Source organism: Dictyoglomus sp. GBS, from assembly GCF_055179815.1.
The window spans coordinates 845,268-862,434 of the sequence record NZ_CM143687.1; the positions used below are offsets into that span (position 1 = coordinate 845,268).

Below are 17,167 nucleotides of genomic sequence, written 5' to 3' on the forward strand. Positions count from 1 at the left end.
TACATCCCTCCTTTCTTTACTTTTTGGGAAGAACAATCTCCAAAAACCCATCATTATATGATGCCTCAGCATTTTGAGCATCAACTTCTACGGGTAAAGGTATTACCCTTTCAAAAGGTCCGAAGTTTATCTCCATTCTGTGGTATATCTCAGGCTCTGATATATAGTTTTCCTGTCTTGTGCCTCTTAGGATTAATTTACCTTCATGAAAGGTAATATCAATGTCTTGAATTTTCACTCCTGCAATCTCTACTAGGACTACTACTTTATCATTGGTTTCATATACGTCTACTCTTGGCACCCATGCTCCCCATTGCATAGAGAATCGAGAACTTTCTCTATAGAAACAGTCAACAATTCTAAATATTTCCCCACCAAAAGGATCATCTCTTTGTGTAAATATTCTTTTTCTCTCCATGGTTTTTATCCTCCAGAGATATAGACATTTTTTTATTTATCTTTATTTCCATTATACCATATATAAAAGTGTGATTTTAATCACTTTATTAGTTATTATTTAAGTGATACAATGTAGTTGAAAGAAATCTTTAAGAGAGGTGAGAGGAACATGAAAAGTAAGTTAATTTTGAGCTCCTTTTTGATTCTAATCTTTCTTTTTACAGTATCTTACGGAGTGACTACAAGTTATAATCTTAAGGATCTACTTTATGATCCAAGGGCTATGGGTGTGGCAGGTGCTATGACAGCTCTTGCTGATTCGCCAACCTCTGCCATATATAATCCAGCTCTAATAGGTGAATATTCAAGGCTAACTCTTAAAGCAGGTCTTGGATTAGCACCTATTTCTAATGTGCAATCTTTTATAGATCTTTACAACACATTAAATAGTAATACAGAACCTCCAAATGGTGATATTAATACCTATCTTTCTTTTGCAGGATATCTACATCTTGGTATAAGTAAAATAGGAATCACACTATTTGGAGATAGTGATGTGAACTTTAATTTCTACAAATATACCTCAGATGATCCTTCTCAAGATCTACAAGCTTATGTAAATGTTGATGTAACTGCCACTCCAAATCTTAATGGTGCCTTAACCATTGCTATACCTGCCATAGATTTATTAGGCTTGAAACTAAATCTCGGTACTAATATAAGATTAAATAATACTATGTATTACCATTACAATGAAAGTGTAAAAATAACTCAGAGTGGAGTATTATTAGCTGAAGGTTCAAATCAGCCCAATGAGAATGATTTTCATAAAAAAGTATATAATTCTATAGATGAAAAATATATTTCTATTGACCTTGGTGCTTATATGAGATTTTCTCCATTCTTAGCGGCTGGAATTTTTGCAAAGGATGTATATAGTGTGCCTCTTGAAGGTAAAGAAACTAATGGATATGAGGAAGGATATTATGATAGTAATGGCAATTATAACGAATACACACCATATTCTGAAACTACTAATCCTATTGAGGTAGCCCTTCCACCTATGTCTCTTAAGGCGGGTGTATTTGTAAAAGTACCAGTTCTTAGCACAAGAATTGCGGTTGGAGCAGATCTTGATAGCAATCTTTCTCCTACATTATACAGGATTGGTTTTGAACAGCCTATAATGATGGTTGCTATATTAAGAGGAGGAGCTATTTTAGATACTCAATTTAATCCACAACTTTATACAGCAGGTTTCGGTTTGAATTTGCTTCTTCTTCAAGCGGATTTAGGAGTTGCCTTTGATCCTCAGGATCTTACAATGCCACAAGCCCTTAGTTTATCTGGATCTATAAAGTTCTAAGAGATGAATTTTTAAGGAGGGGAGAGAAATTCTCCCCTCCTTTTTTAGCTTTTTACTGCACGAAATCTGAGTTTATAAACTAAATTTAAAAGTTCCAATACTGAGTCATCTGCTAAAGAATAATAAACGAATTGACCTACGCGTCTTTTCTTTAAAAGACCTAAGTTATAGAGATCTTTAAGATTTTGTGATGTATTAGCGAAGGATGCATTTATAATTTTTGCTATTTCTCCTGCACTTTTTTCTCCATCTTTTAACGCACATAAGATATGAATTCTTACATGGCTTGATAAAGATTTAAATACATCTGCCAAGGCTTCACATTCTTCTATAGTAAGATTCTTTTTGTTTTCCATTTCTATTACTCCCTTTCTTAAATTTTATAAGTTCTATATAAGTATAAGAAAAATCTTAATAATGTCAATATTCTTATCAAAAAGCTTTTCTTTTTCACCTCCTTTTACTGTATTTTCTTTTTAAATATTACAAACTTTTTATATAAAATTCCACCAACACCTTCTGCCTCTCTGCACATTTTAGTGTTATTAGTATTTATGGTAGAACCCTCTGCAAAAGTATAACTTCTTTTTCTTGCATGTCTGAGGAGCTCAATAAAAAGAGCTGCGGGAACACCTTTTGATTGGTACTCAGGAATTACAAAAAGTAAGAATACTCTTGCTTTATTTATTTTATTTTTATACATAAGGAATTTTAACCACCCAATCGGAAAAAGCCTACCATTAAGCTTCTTTAATATTTGATTATAATCTGGTATTGCAACAGCAAAACCAATTGGGTTTTCATTAGAAAATGCTAATTGTACGAATTCTGATGGAATAAATTTTACTAAATCTTTTGCCAGAATTAACATCTCTTCTTCAGAAGGAGGTATAAGATAATCATATTCTAAGGGTGTAAGCGATCTTTCTATTATTTTTTGTAAAGTTTTTGCTTCTTCAGGAATTCTTGAATAATCTGCAGGCCTAGTGTAAAATTTATATTTTCTCTTAGCATATTCAATTACCTTTATATGGTCGTCTAAGGGTAATTTATTTAAATCATATTTATAAGCTACAAATGTATGTTCTCTTTCAAAACCATAGCTTTCAAAGAAGTCTACATAATATGGGGGATTATAAGTTGTGTATATAACTGGTGGATCCTCAAAATTTTCAACTAACATTCCTCTATAATCATCTCCATTTGTAGGAGATACAGGACCAACCATATCTTCCATTTCTCTTTCTTTTAACCATTCTTCTGCTTTATTTAATAGAGAAAAGGCTACTTCTTTATCATTTATACATTCAAAAAGGGTAACATAACCCTCCTTTTTATTTCTCCACTTATTCATTTTTTCATCGATACCTACCGCAATTCTTCCAACTATTTCCCCAGATTTATATGCATTAAAAAAAGTATGAGGCCCACTTTGAAATAACAAGCTTCCAGGGCTTTCTATAATTCTTTTCATCTCATAGATTAAAGGTGGCACCCAAAGAGGATCATTCTTATAAAGTTTAAATGGAAACATTATAAAGTCTTTTTTATCCTTTTTACTTTTTACCTCTTTAATCTCAATGGTCATTTTTGTTCCTCCCATTTTCTAAATTAGTGGTTTTTTTTCAGGGATTCCAGGCCTTCGTGGAAATTTATCAGGAGTTGGAGAGATTTTTCTAATAATTAATAGCTTTCGAGAAATGGTGGAATCTATAGAAATTGAGATTTCCTTTTCCAGGTTTCCACCAAGGATTGATATTACATTCTTAGCCATATACCATTCATTTATATTTTTTTCGGTGGCTTGACCGAGAAATAATCCAGAGATTTTTACAAAAGGTAAAGCATATTCCAAAACAATATTGGGTTTTGCTACTCCTCTTGCTAATGCCAAATCATAAGTTTCTCTGTATTGAGGATTCTTTCCTAATTTTTCTGCTCGGTCCCATATAATTTCAACTTTATCAAGATTTAATATCTTAATAAGTTCTTCCAAAAAAGAAACTTTCTTTTTTTGGGATTCGAGAAGGGTGATATAAAGGGTAGGGATAATAATTTTGATTGGAATGCCGGGAAATCCTGCCCCAGTTCCTATATCAATAATCCTTTCTATTTTTTCATCTTTTATTGGTATAATACATGTAAGGGAATCTACAAAATGTTTTAAGATAATCTCTTCCTCCCCCTCAAGAGAAGTTAAGTTTATCTTTCTATTCCAATCCTTTAACACTTTATAGTACAGAAAAAAATTCTCCTCTTGAGAGGGAGAAAGCTCAATACCTATATTCTTTACCTTTTCTCTAAGGATTTCTTTAAAACTTTCTTCCATTTAAACATATTATAACCCAGCTTTTTCTAATTGGGCTACAGCATAATTAATTTGTTCTTTGGCTACCTTTGGAAGCCCTGGTATTTCTAAACTTAAAAATCCTCTTGTTATAGTTGACATGGCCTCATCTTTATCAAAACCTCTTGTTGTAAGGTATTCTATTTCTTCTTCATTAATTGGACCTATGGCTGCTTCATGAGACAATTCACTTTCTGGATGTTGAGCGTCTAAGATAGGCACAGCTACTATTTGAGAGGACTTACTAAGTAGTATTCCTCTACAATCTAAGAATCCTTTTGTCCCTTTTGCCTTGCCAATAATTTCACTTCTACTATATATCTTGGATGAGTCATTTGCTATGATTCTTGAGACAATTTCTCCCTTGGCATCTTCCTCTTCAAAAACCAATCTTCCTCCGAGATCTATGTAGGAATCTTTTCTCCCATAGATGATACTATAGAGACGAGCAATAGCTCCTTTTCTCACATATACAGTTGGGTAGCTTTGGATTGATTTAACAGGTTTTAAGGTTACGTAATTATTTATAAAGACACCTCCCTCTTCAACTAATACAGCAGTTCTTGGTCTTACATGAAATTCTTCTGACCAGTTATGTATCATTGTAAAGTAAAGTTTTCCACCTTTTTTTACATAAAATTCTGAGATACCTATATGGATTCCTGGTTGATCCTTAAGATGTGTAAGACAACCTGTAGTTACAAATATTTCTGCACCTTCTTCTACAATAATTATATTATGGACATTTTGACTTATATTCCCTTCCTTTATATATAGACAGGATTGAACAGGATGTTCTACTTTTTGACCTTTAAATACTCTGATAAAGTAGCCTCCTGTAGGTTTTATTTCTGCCCAAGCAGTGTACTTATCTGTGTCTGGCGGAATTAATCTACTATAATAATTTTCCAACCAATCATATTTCTCAAGAGCTTCTTGGATAGACATTATTTCAAGTTTTCCTTTATATATTTCTTGTAATTTCTCATAAACCACACTATGGTTAATTTGAAAGTAGGTACCCGCTCTATCATTTTCTGAGGGGGTTATGCCAGAATATAAGATGTTCTCTTTTATTTCATCCGGTAGTTTTTCCAGATCACCTATTGGAGTTTCTTCTATTGTTCTCATATAGGGTTCTAAATCTATATCTGGTCCTAAAATAGCAGGCTTATCTTTAGCTTTAAAAGCTTTTTCTCTAATTTCTTTAAGATAAGTTTTGAGCATAGACCAACCTCCTTACATAATCATATCCTCTTTCTTCAATTTGATGGATTATTTCTAAACCATCTTTATACACAAATTTACCATCTAATAAGACAATTACAGAATCAGGCACTACATAATCTAAGATCTTTAGATTATGGGTTACTATCAGTAAATTACTTTCTTTAGCTATTTTTCTTAGAGCTTCACCAATAAGCTTTAAGGAATCTATATCTACTCCAGAATCAGGCTCATCTAATAAGGCTAGTTTTGGTTTTGCCAGAAGTAGTTGAAGTATTTCACTTTTTTTCCTTTCTCCTCCTGAGAAGCCATAATTGATTTCTCTTTCCAAGAAACTCTCATCTAAATCTAAAGATTTTAGATAGTTATAAATCTCAACTGGTAAGTCTTTTTTGGGATCTATATCTAAGATTTTCTTTAATATATCCTTTAATCTTACTCCTCTTACAGCGGGTGGAAGTTGATATGCAAGAAAAATTCCTTTATTAAATCTTTGATCGGGAGTTAAATCAGTAATATCTTCACCATAAAAGTAAATCTTTCCTGATAACTTATACTTATGAAGGCCCATAATGGCACCGAGAAGGGTTGATTTACCAGTACCATTAGGTCCTAAGAGAACATGTACACCTTCCTCTAAGGAAAAATTTAATCTCTCTAGAATTGTTTCCTCTTTGATTTCTACCCTTAAATTCTCCACTCTTAACATTTCTGTCATAATGAAATATTTGCCTCCTTTCTTATATTTCCTGTAATTAAATCTTGTAAGGTAATATTGTTGAATAAATCTAAAATTTTAATCTCTATGAATTCCCAAATATTTTTTGTCACACAAAGATTTTGTTTATCACATAAGTTGTTTTCATGTATACACTCTATAATTTGAATTGGTCCTACTAAAGCTTCTAATATTTCTTTTAATGTTATTTCTCTGGGATGTCTTGTTAACGAATATCCTCCTGTTATACCTTTGTAACTTTCTACTAAATTTGCTTTTCTTAAATCTAACATCAACTGGGCTAAAAATTCTTTGGAAATTTTTTCGCTATTTGCTATCTCAGATAAAGAAAGTCTTCCAATATTGTAATTTAGGCCAAGAAGAATCATAGCTCTTAACCCATATTCAATTTTTGCTGATACTTTAAACATCATTTCTCCTCTCCATAAATGTTTAGTGATTCACTCAACATATACATTTTAAGTCGGAATTATAATTTTGTCAAATGTAACTTTTTATTTTTTAGGCCTCAAGGTATAATTGTTTTATATAGAATAATTCATGAAAAGGAGGAAGGAAGGATGAAATTTATAACTCAAAGAGAAGATTTATATCAATCTTTACTGTTTGTTAAAAGTGCTGTAGCCACAAAAACTACTGTCCCTATATTAACTTATGTTTATATGAAGGCTGAAAATGATACTTTATATCTTCAAGGAAATAATCTTGAGATAGGTCTTGCTCTAAGTATGCCTGTAATAGTTGAGGAGCCCGGAGAAGTATGTCTTCCAGCTAGTATTTTTATTGAAGTTGTGGGAAAACTTCCCGATGTTACCTTAGAAATTCATGTAAATGAGAGAAATAGAGCAATAATTCATGCGGGTTATTCAGATATAGAGATACAGGGTGAAAGTACTGAAGAATTTCCAAAAGTAGAAATAGGCGATATAGGAGATAAATATAACATATCCTTAGATAGAATAGAGCTTGGAAGAGCTATTAAAGAAACTATTTTTGCTGCAGCTGAAGATGAGATTAAACAGGTTCTTACAGGTGTTCTTTTTGAGGGGAAAGATGGAAAACTTAATGTGGTAGCAGTAGATGGGCATAGATTAGCATTAAAAACATTATACGTAGATAATGATTTTCCACCTACCATAATTCCAGCTAAAAGTTTAAAAGAATGGCATAAGATTCTAACAAAGGCTAAGGATGATAGGGTAAACATGGCAAGCCTTGATAGTCAAGTGGTTTTTAATTGTGGGGAGATATATTTTATTTCCAGACTGCTACAAGGACAATTTCCTGCTTATGATAAAATAATTCCCACTGATTTTACAGCATCCTTTAAGGCAAATAGAAAAGATTTTCTTGATCTTTTAGAAAGAATGGAAGTTTTTGCTGAAATTGATCAGACAAATACTGTGAAAATTACTATTAATTCCAATGAGGTAGTTGTATCTACTTTACCTTCTGAAAGAGGGTTTGCTAAAGAAGTACTTCCTGCAGAGATTGATATAAATGGAAGTTTGGAGATTGGTTTTAATGTGGAATATTTGATGGATCCCTTAGATAATATGAGTGTGGATGAGATAATAATGAAATTTACAACTGATTTAGGACCAGCATTGATAACTTCTCCAGAAGATGAAAATTATATGTATATATTAATGCCAGTAAGATTATGAAAGAGATAAAAATTTACACAGATACTATCACCTTAGGTCAATTTTTGAAGTGGGCTAAGATTGTGGATACAGGTGGACAGGCTAAAAATCTAATCCTTTCTGGTGTAGTAAAGGTAAATGGTGAGATAGAACTTCATAGAGGAAGAAAACTTAAGAAAGGGGACGTAGTAGAAGTAGGGGGAGAAAAATATTTATTAATAGGGGATGATTAGTGTTTTTAGAGGATTTGAGGGTAGTAAACTTTAGAAATCTTAAAAATGTACAATTAAGATTTTTCGATAAAAACATATTTTATGGGGAGAATGCTCAGGGAAAGACTAATCTCCTGGAGAGTATTTATTTTCTTTTTACAGGAAAATCCTTTAGAACACCATATGAAAAGGAATTAATAAATTGGAATGAGGAAAGCTTTTATATAAAGGGTAATGTATTATGGCAAAATCAAAAATTGATTTTAGAAACAGCCTTATCTAAGGCAGATAAAAAAATTAAGATAAACCAAAAATTATTAAAGAAGCAAAAAGATATGATATTTCTATTTCCTGCGGTTGTTTTTTCACAAGAAGAGATTGAAGGTTTCAAAGAAGGCCCATCTGAAAGAAGATATATTTTGGATAGATTTATTTCGACTCTTTCTTACAAATATCATAAATCACTTTCTGAGTATTATAAGGTTTTATATCAGAGAAATCTTACGTTAAAAAGTGGTGGTAATGTAGAGATATGGAACGGTTCCTTAGTAAAAAGTGGAACTTATATACTGGTAGAAAGATTGAAGATAATTAATAAATTAAGACAACTTATTCATAATATTTCTCTTGATTTTTTGGGAAGAGACTTTTTGGAAATAGAATACTACTCAATTGTTAATTTAGAAAATATGAATGAAGAAAGTTTAATGGAAAATTTTGAACTAAAGCTAAAGGAATCATTTGAGGATGAGAATAAAAAAGGTTACACATTGGTGGGACCTCACAGAGATGATCTTAGATTTTACATAAAGAAAGATTCTCTTAGATATGATATGAGAAAATATGCATCTGCTGGTGAAAGAAAACTTGCCTTTATAATCTTTAAATTAGCTACTATAAAACTTCTTTCCGAATTCAGAAGAGAAAAGCCAATTCTTATTATAGATGATCTTTTTGGAGATTTAGATGAAGAAAAACAGAAACTTGTTTGGAACGGTATAAGTATGTTTCAGATTTTTATGAGTTTGCCAATGAGAATAGATTTTTTAAAGGATTATCCACATTTTTTAGTGAAAAACGGAGAAGTATTCTATAATGAGTGATTCTTTATATTCAAAGCTTTGGGAAGTCTTTATAAGACTCAATTTAGAAAAGAAATTATGTGAATATTTAGCCATGGAGAAATGGGAAGAAGTGGTAGGTGAGACCTTATCATCTCATACTAGACCAGCATATGTGAAAAATGGGATTCTCTATGTATATGTAGATAGCAGTGTATGGGTACAAGAACTTATGCTTTTTAAGAACAAATTAATAGAAAAAATAAATAATAAACTTGTTATTCCAAATATTATAAAAGATATCGTCTTCATTGATAAAGGTAGGAATTTTAAAGCAAAGAGAAAAACTACTATTAGTCAAAAACCTATACTTTCTTTGCGTGAAGAAGAAAGAATTGCTAAAATAGTTGAGGAAGTAAAAGATGAGGAGTTAAGAGAAATTCTTAGAAATTATTATAGAAACTTAGCCATTATGCAAAAAGGAGGTATAAAAGATGACCGTAACAAAAAAGGATAAATACACTGCAGACAGTATTCAAATATTGGAAGGTACAGAGGCAGTAAGGAAAAGACCAGGTATGTATATAGGAGATGTGGGAGTAAGAGGACTCCATCATCTTGTTTTTGAATTAGTAGATAACAGTATTGATGAAGTTATGGCAGGATATTGTGATTATATATATGTAGAATTGCGTAAAGATGGTGGGGTTGTAGTGTTGGATAATGGAAGAGGTATTCCAGTAGACTTACATCCTCAAGCAAAAAAACCTGCTTTAGAGATTGTTTTAACTACACTTCATGCAGGGGGGAAGTTCTCTAATTCTATTTATAAGATAAGTGGTGGACTACATGGGGTTGGACTTTCTGTTGTTAATGCTCTTTCAAGGAGATTAGAAGTAGAGGTAATGAGAGATGGTAAATTATATTATCAGGCTTATGAGAAAGGAAAGCCTGTTACCCCTGTGATAGAAAAAGGTAGCACTGATAAAACAGGAACAAAGATACTTTTTTATCCAGATCCTGAGATTTTTGAGACTACGAAATTTGATTATGAAATTATTGCAAATAGATTGAGAGAGTTAGCCTTTCTAAATCCTGGTGTTACTATCGAATTAAAAGATGAAAACACCAGTAAGAGTAACGTATATAAATATGAGGGCGGTTTAATACAATTTATGGAATATCTCTCAAAGGGTAAAGAAGTATTACATGAACCCTTTTATTTTAAGAGAGAAGAGGAGAATTTAGTTATAGAAGTAGTTCTCCAATACAATACTGGATATGACGAATTAATATTGTCTTACGTGAACAATATACATACTATTGAGGGTGGAACTCATGTAACAGGGTTTCGTTCAGCTCTGACAAAAGTAGTAAACAGTTTTGCTAGAAGTTGGGGACTTTGGAAGGAGGCTGAATCATTATCTGGTGAAGATGTAAGGGAAGGATTAACTGCTATTATAAGTACTAAGGTTCCTAATCCTCAATTTGAAGGGCAAACTAAGACAAAACTTGGTAATTCAGAGGTTAAAAAATTTGTAGAAAAGGTTGTAGAGGAAGAGTTAACAGAGTACTTTAGTAAAAATTCGGATATTGGAAAATTAATAATTGGTAAGATTATTGAGGCTTATAGGGCAAGACAGGCAGCAAGAAAGGCAAGAGAGCTTGTTAGAAGAAAGAGTCTACTGGAGTCTACCTTACTCCCTGGAAAATTAGCAGATTGTTCTGAAAAAGATCCCACGAAGTGTGAACTCTTTATAGTTGAGGGAGAATCAGCAGGAGGTTCTGCAAAACAAGCAAGAGATAGAAGATATCAAGCTATTTTGCCTCTAAGGGGTAAAATACTAAATGTGGAGAAAGCTCAGCATCTTACCAAAATTCTGTCTAGTGAAGAGATAAAGACTATAATTGCATCCTTAGGAACAGGTATAGGTCAAGATTTCGATTTATCTAAACTTAGATATCATAAAATTATTATTATGACTGATGCTGATGTGGATGGGGCTCATATAAGAACTCTTTTACTTACATTCTTTTATAGGCATTTTAGGCCTCTGATTGAGGGAGGATATGTTTATATAGCTCAACCACCATTATACCTTTTAAGAAAAGGTAAAGAAGAAAGATATGCTTATTCCGAAGAGGAAAAGGAGGAGATTTTGAAGAAATGGGACTATCCTGATAATGTATATATACAGAGATACAAAGGTTTGGGGGAAATGGACCCAGATCAATTAAGAGAAACCACTATGGATCCTCAAAAAAGAATTCTTTTGCAGGTTACCATAGAGGATGCATTAGAAGCAGAAAGACTTTTTTCTATCCTAATGGGAAATAATGTAGAGGAGAGAAGAAATTTCATTGAGCAGAAAGCAAAATTTGTGAGAAATTTAGACATATAGGGATTTAAGATGGGAGTGGTTTGTAGAGAAATAATAAGAGAAGATGAAAATTTCTATATTCTTAGGATTAACTGTACATCAGATTTATCTAAAAAGCTTATTGATTTAGGAATAAAGTGGGTTTATAAGGGTGATCAAAATTTATTATGGGATGCTCTTATTACTGATTTAGTAATTTATAATAATTTAAAAGAGAATTTACCTTTTGTTCCTTTTATACATGATGAGAAACTTGGTACAGGGGATTATAGACTGATTCCTTTTTATAAAGATCTAGGAAGATATACTCTTACTGAGGATTATGCAGGAAAATTGACGGGAGCGGTATATATAAATCAAGATATATCTTATGGCCTTTTGTATGGGGTTCCAATTGAGCCTTCTGAATATAATGATTTAAATTTCAAACTATTGTGGTTGGCAAAGGATTGGGGGAAATTTAGGGATATAATAAAGCGAGATGACAATTTTTCAAAAAGCTTGGCTGACTTTGGTTTTTCTTTAGACTATGAAAATTATTCTGTTTTTACAGGATCTGGAATAATGGCAAATAAAGAGACATTAACTTCATATTTCCAAAGGAATCCTAAGGCAGAAATATATTATTTGTTTTCAAAATCCATAGGATGGTATGGAATTGTACCTCGTTATCCTGAAGAAATAAGTCTTTCAAGTATATATTTTGATGATGAGCTATTAAGATATTTGAAAACTCTTTTTATCTTAGGATTAAGAGGAACTTTAAAACAAGTAAAAAATAGGGAAGAAAGGAAAGGAATTTTAAAGAGAGCAAGAAAAATATATAACTGGGCCAAGGAGATCTTAGAGGAGCAAAACGTATCAATAGCTGATTTTCAAATAAGGCTTGCAGAAAAGATAATTAAGGATATATCAGAAGATTATAATTTTAATTTTCAGAGAACATCAGATATACTTAAAATTGCATCGTATGAAGATTTAAAAAATAAAAGCTTCTATTATTTCTTTGATTTATTATTGAAATATCCTATTATATTTTCTAACGCCTACAATTCAGCTCTAAATAAGGCAAGGTTACCTCTGAAAAGAGTAGTAATGAGAGAAAATACTTTACAACTGCCATATTTTTTAGAGATCTTTAATTTCCAGGGTAATAGGAAGGTATTAATAAGATGTAATTTAGAAATAATTAATCAAGACAAGCCTTATATTAGATTATCTTCTCCTCATTGTAAATCTTTTGTTCTGGTGTCTAAGGAAAATCTTGATAGTGCAGAAACTTTTCTCAAAACTTTATATGATTCTGGTAAGTTTCCTTATGGATTTGCTCTTATTGGTAAGGCAGGTCCATTTATGGCAGAAATGAGAAAGCATCCCAGAGTGTTAGCGGTTCCTGAGGAGGGATCAAAATATGCTCCAATGGTAGATTATTTTTTAGGAGAATTGAATTCTTATCTAAAAAGTATTCCTGATAGTCATCTTATTAGGGTAAGGCTTAATCTTTTAGATAATTTAGATAAAATGGATTTAGATATACAAGTTCCTAAATTTATAGAGATATATTTAGGCAAGAAAGTTATTAATTCTAAAGAATTTTCTAAGATTTGGAGAAATAAGGTTGAACAAGTTTCAAAATTTTTGGAGATTATAAAAGGTTTAGAATTAGGAGAGTATTTTCATCTTGCCAGTTTTATATTATATGAGAAGGGGTATTCGGTTGATTTAGGAAGAAGTATTAAATTAGTTAAAAAGTTAGAGTCCAAAGGATATGATGGAATATTTAAAAATTTCACATTTCCTGAAAGTTTCTTATTGATGCTCTACAATCTTTCAAATGAACGAAAAGAAGTTATTAAAAGAATAAAAGAAAAGAAGTTGGAGGCTCCTCGTGAGCTTTTTGAGTTAAGGGATTTTATTGAGTATAAAATCCTATTTCTTTTTGGTGTTCTTATAAGGAGCCTCCTAATTTTTAAAAAATCATTACATTACCTTAACTATAGACCTTATTCAATTATCTTGTATCTAATTTCCCCAGAGTTTATTAAACATCTGATAAGGAATTCAGAATTATATTTAGAAAGAGTGGAATTTAAGACTTAGCTATAAATTGAGGACAGCAGTTTTCAGCTTTTACAGGTATACCAAAGCAAGTGCCACGAGATGGATCATTAGGATTGGGTTGATAGAATTTACAATTTTTGCATTTACGATCCTCTGCCATACTCAACACCCCCATCTTTTTTTATTAATTATTATTTTATCACTAAACCCTTTTAAAAAAGAAGAAATTAATGTATAAATATTACTTAAAAATTCTTATCTAAGGAGACAGAGAATGAAAGAGAAAGTTAGAGAAATATTAGACAAGGTAAAGAGAGGAGAATTATCTGTTGAGGATGCTATGGATAGATTAAAAATTCTACCTTACGAAGATGTACAGTTTGCTAAAATCGATCACTTAAGAGCTCTTATTAGAGGATTTCCTGAAGTTGTATTCGCAGAAAGAAAGACTCCTGAGCAAGTCATGGAAATAATGGAAAGATTAGTAAAAGTGAATAATAGGGTTATCGCTACAAGGGCAAGTAAAGAGATTTTTGATAAGGTAAAGAGCAAGATTGAAGATGCTATTTATTTTGAAAAAGCAAGGATTGTTGCAGTATTGAGGGAAGAAATAGAGAGGAAAGGCAAAGTTATTGTTTCTTGTGCAGGAACTGCTGATCTTCCTGTGGCTGAGGAAGCAGCAGTAACATGTGAGATAATGGGAAGTAATGTTGAGAGAATTTATGATGTAGGGGTAGCTGGAATTCATAGATTATTTGATAGACTAGCTGAATTTCATAAAGCAAATGTTATTGTTGTAGTGGCAGGAATGGAAGGAGCACTCCCTTCTGTGGTAGGAGGATTAGTAGCAAGACCTATAATAGCTGTACCTACCAGTGTAGGATATGGCGCTAATTTTAATGGCCTTTCAGCTTTGCTTACTATGTTAAATAGTTGTGTTCCTGGGATAGCGGTGGTTAATATTGATAACGGATTTGGTGCAGGATATTTAGCAAATATGATAAATTTGATGGTGGAGGAGAAAAAATGAAGATATTATATTTTGATTGTTTTTCAGGAATAAGTGGAGATATGATTTTAGGAGCCCTTTTGGATTTGGGATTAGATGAAGAATTATGGAAAAGTGAGCTTAAAAAGATTCCTATTGAAGATTATGAAATTGAAGTAACAAAGAAGAAAAAAGGAGCACTTTATGGTACAGATGTAAACATAAGGATAAAAGATACTAAAACCCATAGACATCTTCGGGATTTAATTGATATTGTGAAAAAAAGTAGTCTATCCTCGGATATCAAAGAGAAAGCTAAAAAAATTTTCTATAAAATTGCTGAGGCAGAATCAAAAATTCATAATAAATCCATAGAAGAAGTACATTTTCATGAAGTGGGAGCTTTAGATACTATTATAGATGTTTTAGGATCTTTGATTGCTATAGAAATTTTAAATGTGGATGAAATTTATTCTTCTTCTCTTCCCTTAGGCGGAGGTTTTGTTGATACAGAGCATGGAAAAATTCCTGTTCCAGCCCCTGCAACCTTGGAGATCCTTAAAGGTGTTCCTGTTTATACTGATGGGAGAGAAGGGGAATTAGTGACACCAACAGGAGCTGCTATTATAACTACTGTTGCAAAATCTTTTGATAATATGCCTGAGATGAAAATTGAGAAAATAGGATACGGATGCGGAAAAAAGGATTTTCAGTTTCCTAATCTTCTTAGAGTAGTTTTAGGAGAAAAGGACGAAAATATGGTATTGGATGAAAAAAATATAGTTTTGGAGACTAATATTGATGATATGAATCCACAGATTTATGGATATTTAACTGAAAAGTTGTTTAATGAAGGGGCTCTTGATGTTTTCTTAACTCCTGTATATATGAAAAAGGGTAGGCCTGGAGTTCTACTTACAGTCATAGCAAATCCTATATATGAAGGAAAATTATCTGAAATTATTTTTAGAGAGACAACCACTTTAGGAATAAGAAAATATTATGTAGATAAGAGATTTATGATAAGGGAGATTAAAGAGATAGTTACACCTTGGGGTAAAGTTAGGGTTAAATTTTCTAAATATGGAGATATTGAAAAAACATATCCTGAGTATGAGGATTGCCGAAAAATCGCCGAAAAAGAGGGTATACCATTGAGAGTTGTTATTTCAGAGATTGAAAAAATTTTAGAAAGGGAGTTTGGTAATCTATGATCGGTGTTATAGATTTTGGCTCTCAATATACTCAGCTTATAGCCCGTAGATTTAGAGAAATGGGAGTATATTCAGAGATCTTTCCGCCAACAGTGAAATTTTCAGAACTAAAAAACAAAGATGTAGAAGGTATAGTACTTTCAGGAGGACCTAACAGTGTATACGATTTTAACTTAAATTTTGATATGGATATTTTTTCTGAAAAGATTCCTGTATTGGGCATATGTTTTGGCTTTCAATTAATGGCTCAAATTCTTGGTGGGAAGGTAGAAAAAGGCGAAAAAGGTGAATTTGGTTTAACTAAAATAAGAATTGTTAAAAACTCATTATTATTTAAAGGGTTAGCTGAAGAGGAAAAGGTATGGATGAGTCATTATGATGTGGTGAAAGAATTACCACCTTCTTTTGAGGTTTTGGCTTATTCTGAAAATAATTATATTGCTGCAGCTCAGTCCCAAACAAATCCTCTATTTGCGGTGCAGTTTCATCCAGAAGTTACCCATACAGAAAATGGGAAAAAGGTATTGGAGAATTTTGCTTTTGAAATTTGCAAGGCTAAGAAAAATTGGGATTTAGGAAGGTTTGTTGAAGAAAAGATCAAGGAGATAAAAGAGAGAGTGGGAGAAGATAGAGTTTTGCTCGCTGTCAGTGGAGGAGTAGATTCTTCAACTTTGGCGGTATTATTACAGAAAGCTATAGGAGATAAGTTAACTGCTATTTTTGTGGATCATGGTTTATTGAGGAAAGGTGAAAAAGAAGAGGTAAGTAATGCGTTGAGATCCTTAGGAGTGAATTTAATAGTCGTTAATGCGGAAGATAGATTTTTAAATAGATTAAAAGGAGTAACAGATCCTGAAGAGAAGAGAAAAATTATTGGACATGAGTTTATAGAAGTCTTTCTTGAGGAAGCAAAGAAAAGAGGTCCTTTTAAATATCTGGCTCAGGGAACTCTATATCCTGATGTTATAGAAAGTGCTGCTTCATCTACAGGTATGGCTGCTAAGATAAAGACACATCATAATGTGGGGGGCCTTCCTGAAAATTTAAAATTTGAATTAATAGAACCCTTTAGATATCTTTTTAAAGATGAGGTACGAAAAATTGCTGAGATTTTAAATATCCCTGATTTTATTATTAAGCGACAACCATTTCCAGGCCCAGGGCTTGCTGTAAGAATCTTAGGAGAGGTAACAAAGGATAAATTAGAGATTCTTAGAATGGCTGAAAATATATTACAGGAAGAGTTACAAAAGTGGAGTGAATATGAAAAAATTTGGCAATCATTTGCTGTACTTCTACCTATTAGAACAGTGGGAGTTAAAGGAGATTTTAGATCTTATGAGTATGTTATAGCTTTAAGGATTGTAGAGAGTGAAGATGGGATGACAGCTAATTTTGTAGAAGTACCTTATGATATACTTGGTAAGATATCAAGAAGAATTACTAATGAGGTGAAAGGTATTAATAGGGTGGTTTATGATTTAACGGATAAACCGCCAGCAACTATAGAATGGGAGTAAGGAGGT

The 17,167-nt window shown here is 32.2% G+C and carries 18 protein-coding genes; 10 read left to right on the forward strand and 8 right to left on the reverse strand.

All coding sequences use genetic code 11. The features are described from left to right. Window positions 1-16: 16 nt before the first annotated feature. Window positions 17-418 (reverse strand): Hsp20/alpha crystallin family protein, encoded by a 402-nt coding sequence (locus tag ACY3IT_RS03940; RefSeq protein WP_463083483.1) that lies wholly within the window; start codon window positions 416-418, stop codon window positions 17-19. Window positions 419-568: 150 nt separating this feature from the next. Here ACY3IT_RS03940 and ACY3IT_RS03945 point away from each other — a divergent pair, with 150 nt between their 5' ends. Beyond that, window positions 569-1,765 carry a hypothetical protein gene (locus ACY3IT_RS03945; RefSeq protein ID WP_463083484.1) on the forward strand — a complete coding sequence of 399 codons (1,197 nt, stop codon included), beginning with the start codon at window positions 569-571 and terminating at the stop codon, window positions 1,763-1,765. Between the two features lie 44 nt (window positions 1,766-1,809). Here ACY3IT_RS03945 and ACY3IT_RS03950 read toward each other — a convergent pair whose 3' ends face one another. From ACY3IT_RS03950 to ACY3IT_RS03975, 6 genes are all read right to left on the reverse strand, one after another. Next, entirely contained in the window at window positions 1,810-2,121 is a 312-nt protein-coding gene (locus ACY3IT_RS03950) for an ArsR/SmtB family transcription factor (protein ID WP_463083485.1), read from the reverse strand. Window positions 2,122-2,225: 104 nt separating this feature from the next. After that, window positions 2,226-3,353 (reverse strand): GNAT family N-acetyltransferase, encoded by a 1,128-nt coding sequence (locus tag ACY3IT_RS03955; RefSeq protein ID WP_463083486.1) that lies wholly within the window; start codon window positions 3,351-3,353, stop codon window positions 2,226-2,228. A gap of 18 nt (window positions 3,354-3,371) precedes the next feature. Then, the gene (gene rsmG, locus ACY3IT_RS03960) at window positions 3,372-4,094 is read right to left on the reverse strand and encodes a 16S rRNA (guanine(527)-N(7))-methyltransferase RsmG (RefSeq protein ID WP_463083487.1); all 723 of its coding nucleotides are present in this window, start codon (window positions 4,092-4,094) and stop codon (window positions 3,372-3,374) included. A gap of 9 nt (window positions 4,095-4,103) precedes the next feature. Next, window positions 4,104-5,339: a SufB/SufD family protein gene (locus ACY3IT_RS03965; RefSeq protein WP_463083488.1), complete on the reverse strand. Its 1,236-nt coding sequence runs from the start codon at window positions 5,337-5,339 to the stop codon at window positions 4,104-4,106. Next, window positions 5,320-6,057 carry a Fe-S cluster assembly ATPase SufC gene (gene sufC, locus ACY3IT_RS03970; RefSeq protein WP_463083489.1) on the reverse strand — a complete coding sequence of 246 codons (738 nt, stop codon included), beginning with the start codon at window positions 6,055-6,057 and terminating at the stop codon, window positions 5,320-5,322. Before sufC ends, ACY3IT_RS03965 begins: the two co-directional genes overlap by 20 nt. Beyond that, entirely contained in the window at window positions 6,054-6,491 is a 438-nt protein-coding gene (locus ACY3IT_RS03975; protein WP_463083490.1) for an RrF2 family transcriptional regulator, read from the reverse strand. The genes sufC and ACY3IT_RS03975 overlap by 4 nt, the downstream gene beginning before the upstream one ends. Window positions 6,492-6,638: 147 nt before the next feature. Here ACY3IT_RS03975 and dnaN point away from each other — a divergent pair, with 147 nt between their 5' ends. From dnaN to ACY3IT_RS04005, 6 genes are read left to right on the forward strand one after another with little or no spacing between them, the layout of a single operon-like run. Beyond that, window positions 6,639-7,745 (forward strand): DNA polymerase III subunit beta, encoded by a 1,107-nt coding sequence (gene dnaN, locus ACY3IT_RS03980; RefSeq protein ID WP_463083491.1) that lies wholly within the window; start codon window positions 6,639-6,641, stop codon window positions 7,743-7,745. Next, on the forward strand, window positions 7,742-7,957 hold the full coding sequence (gene yaaA / locus ACY3IT_RS03985; protein WP_463083492.1) for a S4 domain-containing protein YaaA: 216 nt from the start codon (window positions 7,742-7,744) through the stop codon (window positions 7,955-7,957). The genes dnaN and yaaA overlap by 4 nt, the downstream gene beginning before the upstream one ends. Further along, window positions 7,957-9,039, forward strand: coding sequence for a DNA replication/repair protein RecF (recF, locus tag ACY3IT_RS03990; protein WP_463083493.1), 1,083 nt, complete (start codon window positions 7,957-7,959; stop codon window positions 9,037-9,039). The genes yaaA and recF overlap by 1 nt, the downstream gene beginning before the upstream one ends. Then, window positions 9,032-9,514 carry a DciA family protein gene (locus ACY3IT_RS03995; protein WP_463083494.1) on the forward strand — a complete coding sequence of 161 codons (483 nt, stop codon included), beginning with the start codon at window positions 9,032-9,034 and terminating at the stop codon, window positions 9,512-9,514. The genes recF and ACY3IT_RS03995 overlap by 8 nt, the downstream gene beginning before the upstream one ends. Further along, window positions 9,492-11,399: a DNA topoisomerase (ATP-hydrolyzing) subunit B gene (gyrB, locus tag ACY3IT_RS04000; protein ID WP_463083495.1), complete on the forward strand. Its 1,908-nt coding sequence runs from the start codon at window positions 9,492-9,494 to the stop codon at window positions 11,397-11,399. The genes ACY3IT_RS03995 and gyrB overlap by 23 nt, the downstream gene beginning before the upstream one ends. A 9-nt stretch (window positions 11,400-11,408) precedes the next feature. Next, entirely contained in the window at window positions 11,409-13,478 is a 2,070-nt protein-coding gene (locus ACY3IT_RS04005) for a hypothetical protein (RefSeq protein ID WP_463083496.1), read from the forward strand. On the opposite strand, the gene ACY3IT_RS04010 is transcribed toward ACY3IT_RS04005, so the two are convergent. Further along, window positions 13,468-13,599: a hypothetical protein gene (locus tag ACY3IT_RS04010; RefSeq protein WP_463083497.1), complete on the reverse strand. Its 132-nt coding sequence runs from the start codon at window positions 13,597-13,599 to the stop codon at window positions 13,468-13,470. The two genes, ACY3IT_RS04005 and ACY3IT_RS04010, sit on opposite strands and share 11 nt — an antisense overlap. Before the next feature lie 114 nt (window positions 13,600-13,713). Here ACY3IT_RS04010 and larB point away from each other — a divergent pair, with 114 nt between their 5' ends. From larB to guaA, 3 genes are read left to right on the forward strand one after another with little or no spacing between them, the layout of a single operon-like run. Further along, window positions 13,714-14,469, forward strand: a complete 756-nt coding sequence (gene larB, locus ACY3IT_RS04015) for a nickel pincer cofactor biosynthesis protein LarB (protein ID WP_463083498.1) — start codon at window positions 13,714-13,716, stop codon at window positions 14,467-14,469. Beyond that, complete coding sequence (larC, locus tag ACY3IT_RS04020) at window positions 14,466-15,641, forward strand: nickel pincer cofactor biosynthesis protein LarC (protein WP_463083499.1); 1,176 nt, start codon at window positions 14,466-14,468, stop codon at window positions 15,639-15,641. Before larB ends, larC begins: the two co-directional genes overlap by 4 nt. Next, window positions 15,638-17,161, forward strand: coding sequence for a glutamine-hydrolyzing GMP synthase (gene guaA, locus ACY3IT_RS04025; protein ID WP_463083500.1), 1,524 nt, complete (start codon window positions 15,638-15,640; stop codon window positions 17,159-17,161). The genes larC and guaA overlap by 4 nt, the downstream gene beginning before the upstream one ends. The last annotated feature ends 6 nt before the right edge of the window (window positions 17,162-17,167 follow it).

Coding starts and splice junctions, on each gene's coding strand:
- ACY3IT_RS03940 (WP_463083483.1), bottom strand. CDS start 418: ATGGAGAGAAAAAGAATATTTACACAAAGAGATGATCCTTTTGGTGGG.
- ACY3IT_RS03945 (WP_463083484.1), top strand. CDS start 569: ATGAAAAGTAAGTTAATTTTGAGCTCCTTTTTGATTCTAATCTTTCTT.
- ACY3IT_RS03950 (WP_463083485.1), bottom strand. CDS start 2,121: ATGGAAAACAAAAAGAATCTTACTATAGAAGAATGTGAAGCCTTGGCA.
- ACY3IT_RS03955 (WP_463083486.1), bottom strand. CDS start 3,353: ATGACCATTGAGATTAAAGAGGTAAAAAGTAAAAAGGATAAAAAAGAC.
- rsmG (WP_463083487.1), bottom strand. CDS start 4,094: ATGGAAGAAAGTTTTAAAGAAATCCTTAGAGAAAAGGTAAAGAATATA.
- ACY3IT_RS03965 (WP_463083488.1), bottom strand. CDS start 5,339: ATGCTCAAAACTTATCTTAAAGAAATTAGAGAAAAAGCTTTTAAAGCT.
- sufC (WP_463083489.1), bottom strand. CDS start 6,057: ATGACAGAAATGTTAAGAGTGGAGAATTTAAGGGTAGAAATCAAAGAG.
- ACY3IT_RS03975 (WP_463083490.1), bottom strand. CDS start 6,491: ATGATGTTTAAAGTATCAGCAAAAATTGAATATGGGTTAAGAGCTATG.
- dnaN (WP_463083491.1), top strand. CDS start 6,639: ATGAAATTTATAACTCAAAGAGAAGATTTATATCAATCTTTACTGTTT.
- yaaA (WP_463083492.1), top strand. CDS start 7,742: ATGAAAGAGATAAAAATTTACACAGATACTATCACCTTAGGTCAATTT.
- ACY3IT_RS03995 (WP_463083494.1), top strand. CDS start 9,032: ATGAGTGATTCTTTATATTCAAAGCTTTGGGAAGTCTTTATAAGACTC.
- gyrB (WP_463083495.1), top strand. CDS start 9,492: ATGACCGTAACAAAAAAGGATAAATACACTGCAGACAGTATTCAAATA.
- ACY3IT_RS04005 (WP_463083496.1), top strand. CDS start 11,409: ATGGGAGTGGTTTGTAGAGAAATAATAAGAGAAGATGAAAATTTCTAT.
- ACY3IT_RS04010 (WP_463083497.1), bottom strand. CDS start 13,599: ATGGCAGAGGATCGTAAATGCAAAAATTGTAAATTCTATCAACCCAAT.
- larB (WP_463083498.1), top strand. CDS start 13,714: ATGAAAGAGAAAGTTAGAGAAATATTAGACAAGGTAAAGAGAGGAGAA.
- larC (WP_463083499.1), top strand. CDS start 14,466: ATGAAGATATTATATTTTGATTGTTTTTCAGGAATAAGTGGAGATATG.
- guaA (WP_463083500.1), top strand. CDS start 15,638: ATGATCGGTGTTATAGATTTTGGCTCTCAATATACTCAGCTTATAGCC.